Source organism: Actinomycetota bacterium, from assembly GCA_019347575.1.
Lineage (GTDB): Bacteria > Actinomycetota > Nitriliruptoria > Nitriliruptorales > Nitriliruptoraceae > JAHWKY01.
In genome coordinates this window covers 63,391-71,720 of sequence record JAHWKY010000024.1, presented here as the reverse complement: position 1 = coordinate 71,720, position 8,330 = coordinate 63,391, and the positions used below count along the sequence as shown (strand labels likewise).

The 8,330-nt window shown below is 69.3% G+C and carries 7 protein-coding genes; 5 read left to right on the top strand and 2 right to left on the bottom strand.

The window, feature by feature from the left end:
- The coding region (locus tag KY469_15710; GenBank protein MBW3664547.1) for an amidase at positions 1-672 on the top strand (672 nt) is incomplete at its 5' end.
- Positions 673-976: 304 nt separating this feature from the next.
- Here the strand turns inward: KY469_15710 and KY469_15705 are convergent.
- Positions 977-1,369: a DUF2237 domain-containing protein gene (locus KY469_15705; protein MBW3664546.1), complete on the bottom strand. Its 393-nt coding sequence runs from the start codon at positions 1,367-1,369 to the stop codon at positions 977-979.
- A gap of 352 nt (positions 1,370-1,721) precedes the next feature.
- On the opposite strand from KY469_15705, the gene KY469_15700 reads away from it, so the two are divergent.
- Positions 1,722-2,153 (top strand): hypothetical protein, encoded by a 432-nt coding sequence (locus KY469_15700; GenBank protein MBW3664545.1) that lies wholly within the window; start codon positions 1,722-1,724, stop codon positions 2,151-2,153.
- 12 nt (positions 2,154-2,165) lie between these two features.
- Here KY469_15700 and KY469_15695 read toward each other — a convergent pair whose 3' ends face one another.
- On the bottom strand, positions 2,166-4,268 hold the full coding sequence (locus KY469_15695) for a hypothetical protein (protein ID MBW3664544.1): 2,103 nt from the start codon (positions 4,266-4,268) through the stop codon (positions 2,166-2,168).
- A gap of 215 nt (positions 4,269-4,483) precedes the next feature.
- Here KY469_15695 and KY469_15690 point away from each other — a divergent pair, with 215 nt between their 5' ends.
- From KY469_15690 to KY469_15680, 3 genes are all read left to right on the top strand, one after another.
- Complete coding sequence (locus KY469_15690; protein MBW3664543.1) at positions 4,484-5,188, top strand: hemerythrin domain-containing protein; 705 nt, start codon at positions 4,484-4,486, stop codon at positions 5,186-5,188.
- A gap of 94 nt (positions 5,189-5,282) precedes the next feature.
- Positions 5,283-7,121, top strand: coding sequence for a translational GTPase TypA (typA, locus tag KY469_15685; protein ID MBW3664542.1), 1,839 nt, complete (start codon positions 5,283-5,285; stop codon positions 7,119-7,121).
- A gap of 79 nt (positions 7,122-7,200) precedes the next feature.
- Positions 7,201-8,277 (top strand): iron-containing redox enzyme family protein, encoded by a 1,077-nt coding sequence (locus KY469_15680; protein MBW3664541.1) that lies wholly within the window; start codon positions 7,201-7,203, stop codon positions 8,275-8,277.
- The last annotated feature ends 53 nt before the right edge of the window (positions 8,278-8,330 follow it).

Sequence of the window (8,330 nt, the reverse complement as noted above, 5' to 3'; positions counted from 1 at the left end):
ATCGCGGTTTCGACGCGCCCCCGCGGGGACCAGCAGGTCGACCCGGACTGGGTGTCTGCGGTCGACGCGACAGCCAGACTCCTCGAACAACTCGGCCACGTCGTCGAGGAAGCCGTACCCGACGGTCTCGACGAGCCGGCCTACGACCCGTCACTCGGCACCCTCTACCGCGCCGCCACCGGATGGCTCCTCGGGTACTGGCGCCGCAGGCTCGGTCGTCCGCCGGCGGATGGTGAGATCGAGCCGCAGACCCTGGCTTACTGGGAGTCCGCGCAGGGCGTCACCGCCACCGACTACCTCCTGGCGATCGAAGCGATGCAGCGGATCGGGCGCAGGGTCGCCGCGTGGTTCGACACCTTCGACGTGTGGCTGACCCCGACCCTGGGTGCTCCACCACCGCCGCTCGGCGAGCTGGTCGGCACCGAGAGCGACCCGCTCCGCGGCTCACGCAACGCCGGCAAGTACCTGATGTTCGACGGGGAGCTGGCCAACGTCACCGGCAATCCCGCCATGTCGGTGCCGGTTGGGACCGATGCCGACGGCCTGCCGATCGGGCTGCACGCGCTCGGCCGGTTCGGCGACGAGGCCACTCTGTTCCGGCTGGCGGCCCAACTCGAGGAGGCACGTCCGTGGGCCGACCGCAGGCCTGATCCGGTCGTGTCCGCCAGCTGATCGGATCAGGCCACCACGTGGTCAGCGCCCCGCCGGAACTGTGCGTAGCCTGTCTGCGCTTCCGGCGGGCCCAGCGTGGTCACGATGTCGCCGGACGACCCGACGCCACGACGGGAACACGCAACCACGCGCGGTCCTGTCACCGCCAACCCGGCCCGGGCCCGTCAGCCTGACGGAAACACGCATCCACGCGCGTTCCTGTCACGGCCAACCCGGCCGGGCCCGTCAGCCTGACGGAAACGCGCATCCACGCGCGTTCTCGTCGCCGGGCCAGGCTCGCCGATCGCCCTCGGCGCAACCGGCGTCAGCCGTCGAGGTCGCCCAGGTCGTCGGGGACGTCGACGGCGTGCTCCCGCAGCACCTCGAGGGGAACGATGGTGAGCACGGCGTCGCTGGTCGACGCCAGCACGACCGGAGCCGCGACGCCGTCCTCGTGCGCCCGCAACCAGTTCGGCGCGGTCACGCACCACCGGTCACCGGGTTGCAGTCCGGGGAAGCCGTACTCGGGCCGGGGCGTGGACAGGTCGTTGCCGATGCCGCGCTGGTGGGCGAGGAACTCCGCGCTCATCACAGCGCAGATGGTGTGGCTGCCGATGTCGCCCGGCCCCGTGCGGCACGAGCCGTCACGGAACCATCCCGTCAGCGGATCGATGCTGCACGGCTGGAGTTCACCACCGAGGACGTTGCGTTCCGGCACGGCAGCGATCACCAGCAGCAGGGCCCGATGTAGCCGCAGGAGGGGCACTTGACGTGCTGGTGCTCGGGGAGGAGGTCGTCGCCGCCGCAGCTGGGGCAGATGTCGCCCGTGGTGCAGCCCACGTCCTGGTTGACCAACTCCACCCGTACCTCCTGGCTCCGCAGTCACGCTACCTCAGGTCGGATCGGGGTCGCTGGAGGACGACCCGCAGATCCGTACGGCGTCGACGCCAGCGTTCTGCGTGGTGGCGATCGATGGCCAGGGTGACGTCAGGGGGAACCGCCCCGCTGTCGGCGGCGTCCCACCCCCCGTGGGCGACAGCGACGTCGCCCCAGCCCGAGGAGAACCTCTGATGAAGCGCACCACCATCGCCGCGGCCGCGGCCGCGGTCGTGGCCCTGCTCACCGCTTGCGGTGGCGGGGACGAAGCCAGCACCAGCGGCATGGCCGCACCCAGCAACGGAGTCGCCCCGCCCGCCGCCGGCGCGTGCCTCGAAGGGACGATCGACTGCGTCGACACGGTCGTAGATCCCAGCGACATGGGCGACGCGTTCGACGACGAGGTCGCACGCAGCCAGGCCGAGGCCATGCTCGGTGTCCCCGAGGCGGATCTGCCCGCGGACGGCGTCCGGATCGGCCGCAAGGGGCAGGAGACCTACGCTCTGACCGAGGACTACGTCCTCGGCCGCATGACGGTCGAACTCGACCAGGACGACACCGGCACCTGGGTGGTGACCAAGGTTGTGGTCGAGCTGCTGGCGGGTCCGGAGACGTTCACCGGTTGATCACGGTGGGGGTCACAACCCCGCCAGCGCGTTGACCAGGATGGCGTTGCCCGCGTAGGTCACCGCGTAGTCGGCCAGGCCGTGCGTGTGCCTCGAGCCCTGGAACCCGTCGGGGAGGATGGCACCGAAGACGGTGACCTTCCCGTCCCCGACGACGAGCGATCCCAGCGTCGTCTCGTAGCTCGGCGTGAGGCCAGCGAAACCGTCGCTGCCAGCGACCGCCGCGGTCGTGCCGCCAGCCGCCTCCCACGCATCCGTGTCGACGCGGTAAGCGGGCGCGGTGTTGACGGCGTAACCCATCGGCACCTCGAAGTAGGTCTGGCCGATGACCCCGCCGACACCCGTTAGGAGCGGGTGGTCGGTGTCGATCTGCTTGACCTCACCCGCGTACTGCGTCACGCGCGTCACGGAGTCGGCCGGGACCACGCCCATGGTCTCGAGACCTTCCAGGGCCTCATCGGTCAGGACGACCGTCCCGCCACCTTCCGCGAAGGCCTTGACTGCCGGCCAGAACGCCTCAGTGTCGACCTCACTGAGGTTGCCCGCCTCGTCGGCGACGCGCGGGACATCGCGGTTGGTGATCACCAGCGTGTCGACCCCGTCGAGGTCCCCCGCGGCGACGGCGTCGGCCGGGACAGGCACGAGCTGGCTGCCCTCATCCACGAACGGAGCCAGATCCTCGTAGTAGCGCATCGATGTCGACGTGTAGGGCTGCTGGGGCAGGTCGAACGCGGTCGCCGGCAGCGGCTCGTCACAGCTCGTCTCGGGCACCGACAGGTCGAGCTGACAGTCGTCGGTGAGGATCTCGGGGTTGTGCACGTACGCCACGACCCCATCACCGAGGTCCGCGGTGTACGTGATGCCCTCGCCGGTGTAGCCCTGGATCGTCGTCACCAGGGTGGCCTCGAGCAGCGCCCGGGTCGTGTCCACGTGGACCTGCTCGAGCTCGGGGACGAACACCGATGACGGCACGATGTTGCTGAAGATGTACTCGTGGTCCATCTCGAGGATGCCCTGCTGCACCAGGTAGTCACCCTGGAACCCCGAGTCGTCGTAGCCGATCGCGTCGTAGGCGGTGTGGTACTCAGCCGGGTACACGGGCGAGTCGAAGTGGTTGCTGAGCAGACCCGCCGCGCCAGGGTGCACCGAGTTGTTGACGTTGTACTTGATGGCCTCGGCGAGCTCGACCTGCCCAGCGAGCTGACCGGGGTCGAACTCCCCGGCAGGGAACATGATCGCGAGCAGCACGTTGTCGTGGTTCTCGCCGTGGAGGTCGGCGGCGCCCTCCGGTACCCCGAGCGTGCCCTCGATGAGCGCGCGTCCGGCGATGGCCTCGGGCTGCGACATCGTGCGGTACTGCTCCCCTCGGATGGAGTGCCAACCGAGCGTCGGCCACTGGCGGTTGAGGTCGATGCCGTTGTCGTTGCCACGCTTGAACAGGCGCTGCCCGCCCCAGCGGTCACCGTCGGCCCACCCGTCGGGGTTGAGGTCCACGAAGACGAGGCGCGCCGCGCGGAGGGCCTCGGTGGTGGTCAGCTCGGTGTAGAAGGGCCGCTCGGGGTCGCCGTTGCGCAGCAGGTGCTGCGCCTCGTTCTGCCGCTCGTCGTAGAGGTGGATGGCCAGGTCCTCGATGAACCGCAGCGAACCCTCGAGACCGGCGCGCTCGTTGCCGTGGATCGACATCGAGAAGTACAGGTCGATGCGCTCGTCGACGGGCACGTCCTCGTAGGCCTCGTCCGTCACCGTGATAACCGTCAGGCGGTGGCCCCCGACGGAGGTGATCGTGCCCTCTTCGGTCAGCCATCCACCCGCGTCGAGCTTGGATCGGTCGGCGTCGCTGAGGTGCTCGCATGCGAGATCGCAGATGTCATCGACCTCGATCGCGTCGGGGTACAGCTCCTCGAGCTCGGCGAGACCTGACAGGTACTCGCTCTCGCCGGTCACCGGATCGGGCGTGAGCTGGATGAAATCGCCCTTGATCAGGGGGTCGGGGAACACCCGGGTGGGGTCCACGCCCTCCAGCGGTCCCGATGCGAGCGGGGCGGGCGCCATCGCGAGCGGGACGACGGCGATCGCCGCGAGCGCGAGGGACACGAGGACACGACGGGCGCGCATGGACGACCTCCAAGAGGGGACCTACGCGAGAGGGTTTCGCCACGCCAGGGGCCGTTCCCTGCTCGGACGCCGACGTCGTGTCGACACGGCTCGTGCCACCGCGGCTCGACCGTTCGGGCACCAACGACCTGGACCCCGGTCGTGTGACCGTGCTGGGGGTTGGGGTTGCGCGACCTGGTCACGCATCGTGGTGCACGACGTCACAGGAGGAAACCGTGAGCACGACCACCAACGTCCGCTACCAGGACATGACCCGCGAGGAGCTGTACGAGATCGCGCAGGAGCGCGACATCGATGGCCGCTCGCAGATGTCGAAGGAAGAACTCGTCGCAGCGCTCGAGCTCGATGACACCGGCCCTGACGCCGTTGCTCTGCTGAAGCGCCAGCACGACCGCATCCGGGAGATGTTCCAGGAGTACGAGGAACTGTCGGGCCGTCCCTCCAAGCGCAAGCAGGAGCTCGTCGGCCAGATCATCACGGACCTGGTCAAGCACGCCCAGGTCGAGGAACAGGTGCTCTACCCCGCGGTCAAGAACGAGATCGAGGGGGCCGGAGACGAGATCGACGAGAGCCTCGAGGAGCACCACGCCGCCGAGTTGCTCATGGCGGAACTCGACTTCATGACCCCCGAACGCGAGCGCTACGACGCCAAGGTGACGGTCCTGATGGAGAACGTCCGTCACCACATCGAGGAGGAGGAGCAGGAGCTGTTCCCCAAGCTGCGAGAGCAGTGGGACGAGGAGCGGAGGCGTGAACTCGGAGCCGCGATGGTGAAGGTCTGGAAGGTCGCCCCGATGCGTCCCGGCCCGATGTCACCGTCGCAGCCGCCGGCCGCGGCGCTGATCGCCATCCCCAAGGCCCTGTGGGACATCGCCGTGAACCTCAGCCGCCTCGCCCGGAACAGGCTCTTCAACCGGTGACCTGACCTGGAGACAGGTACCCTGTCGGACGCCCGCCCAACGTGGCGGGCGTTCGCTTGTCTCCTGTCATCCTCCCTCCACCCACGAGGATCTCATGGCCACGCGCGACGACCTGCGCAACCTCGCCATCATCGCCCACGTCGACCACGGCAAGACCACGCTGGTCGACGCGATGCTGTGGCAGTCCGGGGCGTTCCGGGACAACCAGGACGTCGAGGACCGGGTGCTGGACTCGGGCGACCTCGAGCGCGAGAAGGGCATCACGATCCTCGCCAAGAACACCTCGGTGCGCCACCGCGGGGTCAAGCTCAACATCATCGACACGCCTGGCCACGCGGACTTCGGCGGCGAGGTCGAGCGCGGCCTGACGATGGTCGACGGGGCGCTGCTGCTCGTGGACGCGAGCGAGGGCCCCCTGCCCCAGACCCGGTTCGTGCTGCGCAAGTCGCTGGAGCTGCGGCTGCCGATCGTGCTCGTGGTCAACAAGATCGACCGCCCCGACGCACGCATCGAGCAGATCGTCAACGATGTCTACGACCTGTTCATCGACCTCGGCGCGGACGACGAGCAGATCGACTTCCCGATCGTCTACACCAACGCGCGCGCCGGCACGGCCACGCTCGACCTCGGCCTGCCCGGCACGGACCTCGAGCCGTTGTTCGAGACCATCCACACCACCATCCCCCCGGCCACCTACGACCCCGATCACCCGTTCCAGGCCCTGGTGACCAACCTCGACGCATCCGTGTACGTCGGGCGCCTCGCGCTGTGCCGCATCCACCACGGGACGCTGAAGCGCGGCGAGACGGTCGCCTGGTGCAAGGTCGACGGGTCGGTGGAGAAGGTCCGCATCACCGAGCTGTACATCACCGAGCAGCTCACCCGTACCGAAGCCGACGAAGCCGGCCCCGGGGAGATCATCGCCGTGGCCGGTCTCGACGACGTCATGATCGGCGAGACGCTGGCCGACCCCGACGACCCCCGTCCCCTGCCGGTGATCACCGTCGACGAGCCGAGCCTGTCGATGACCATCGGTGTGAACACGTCACCGCTCTCGGGACGCAGCGGCGACAAGCTCACCGCGCGCCTGATCCAGAACCGTCTCGACCAGGAGCTCGTCGGCAACGTCTCCCTGCGCGTGAACCCGACCGACCGGCCGGATACGTGGGAGGTGCAAGGCCGGGGAGAGCTCCAGCTCGCCATCCTCGTCGAGCAGCTCCGCCGCGAGGGCTTCGAGCTCACCGTGGGGAAGCCCCAGGTGGTCACACGCGAGATCGATGGCAGCGTTCACGAGCCGATGGAGCACCTATCCATCGACGTCCCTGAGGATTACGTCGGAGTGGTCACCCAGCTCCTGGGCCTGCGCAAGGGGCGCATGGAGCAGATGGTCAACCACGGCACCGGCTGGGTCCGGATCGAGTACGTCGTCCCCGCGCGCGGCCTGATCGGGTTCCGGACCGAGTTCCTCACCGAGACCCGCGGCACCGGCCTGCTCCACCACAACTTCGACGGTTGGGCGCCGTGGCACGGCGACATCTCGACCCGGCCGAACGGCAGCCTCGTCGCCGACCGCCACGGCCAGGCGACCTCGTTCGCGCTGCTGAACCTGCAGGAGCGCGGCCAGCTCTTCATCGAGCCCGGTACCGAGGTGTACGAGGGGATGATCGTCGGCGAGAACGCTCGCTCCGAGGACATCGACGTCAACCCCACCAAGGAGAAGAAGCTCACCAACGTGCGCTCCTCCACGGGGGAGGAACTGGTCCGCCTCGCCCCGCCCCGGCGCCTCTCCCTGGAACAGGCGCTCGAGTTCGTCCGCGCCGACGAGGCGGTCGAGATCACGCCCGAGACCATCCGGTTGCGCAAGGTCGAGCTCGATCAGGCCCTCCGGGCCCGCGCCGCCAAGCGAGCCAAGCACGGCGGTCCCACGAGCTGAGAGCCGGTGTCGGACGGGCCCGGCAGCCCGGCCAGGGTGCCGAGATGCCCGTCGCGGCGGACGGCGTCACCCTTGGGGCGTGATCGAACGCGCCGAGCTGCTGCCCGAGCCGCGCGGAGAGCTCTCCGAGTGGCTGATCGACGCACTGCGCGGCACGGTGCGGACGCTCGAGGACGCGCCCTTCCCGAACGACGACGACCCGATCGAGGGTGAGGACGCCCCGCTCGCGTTATACCTGTGCTACGAGCTGCACTTCCGCGGCTGGCCCGGTGTCGACGACCACTGGGAGTGGGAGCCGTCCCTGCTGCACGTCCGCCGCATCCTCGAGCACGATCTGGAGGCCCGGTTGCGCGAGCTCGTCGGCGCGATCGAGCCGGTCGAGGACATCGCCAGGTTCCTCAGCGAGTTGACGCACGATACCGACCGCGAGCCGGACACCTCGATCGCTGCGTGGATGCTCGAGCACGGCGAGCTGTGGCACTCGCGCGAGGAAGCCGTGCACCGCTCGGCCTACCAGCTGAAGGAGGCCGACCCTCAGACCTTGCTGATCCCTCGCCTGTCGGGGCGCCCCAAGGCTGCCCTGGTACAGATCCAGAAGGAGGAGTACGGCGAGGGGCGGGAGGAGGACATCCACGCGGAGCTGTTCGCGACGACGCTCGAGCGTCTCGGCCTCGATCCTCGCTACCACGCCTACCTCGACCACATCCCGGGGCTGACGCTCACGTCGGTGAACCTCGCGAGCCTGTTCGGCCTGCACCGGCGCCTCCGCGGTGCCGCCATCGGCCACCTCGCCGCCTTCGAGATGACCTCGGTGCGGGTGATGGCGGATCTCAGCCTCGTCCTGCGCCGTCACGGCCTCGACGCGTGGACCCGGCTGTTCTACGACACCCACGTCGTCGCGGACGCTCACCACCAGACCATCGCCGCCGAACAGCTCGCCGCGGGGCTCGCCGATCAGGACCCGCAGCTCGTCGGAGACATCGCGTTCGGGGCGCTCGCGCTCGGAGCGGTCGAGTCGCGTCTGACCCGCCACGTGACGGACGCGTGGGACAGGGGAGACACCTCGCTGCGCCGCCCCCTGCCCGAACCGTCCCACGTTCCCGGTCTCGGCGAGCCACCACGACCAGCCGACGACCCGCGCGAGGACGTCGCGTAGGGTTGCCGGACGCGTCCCAGCGTCGTCCCTAGGATGGCGCGGGACGAGCGGGA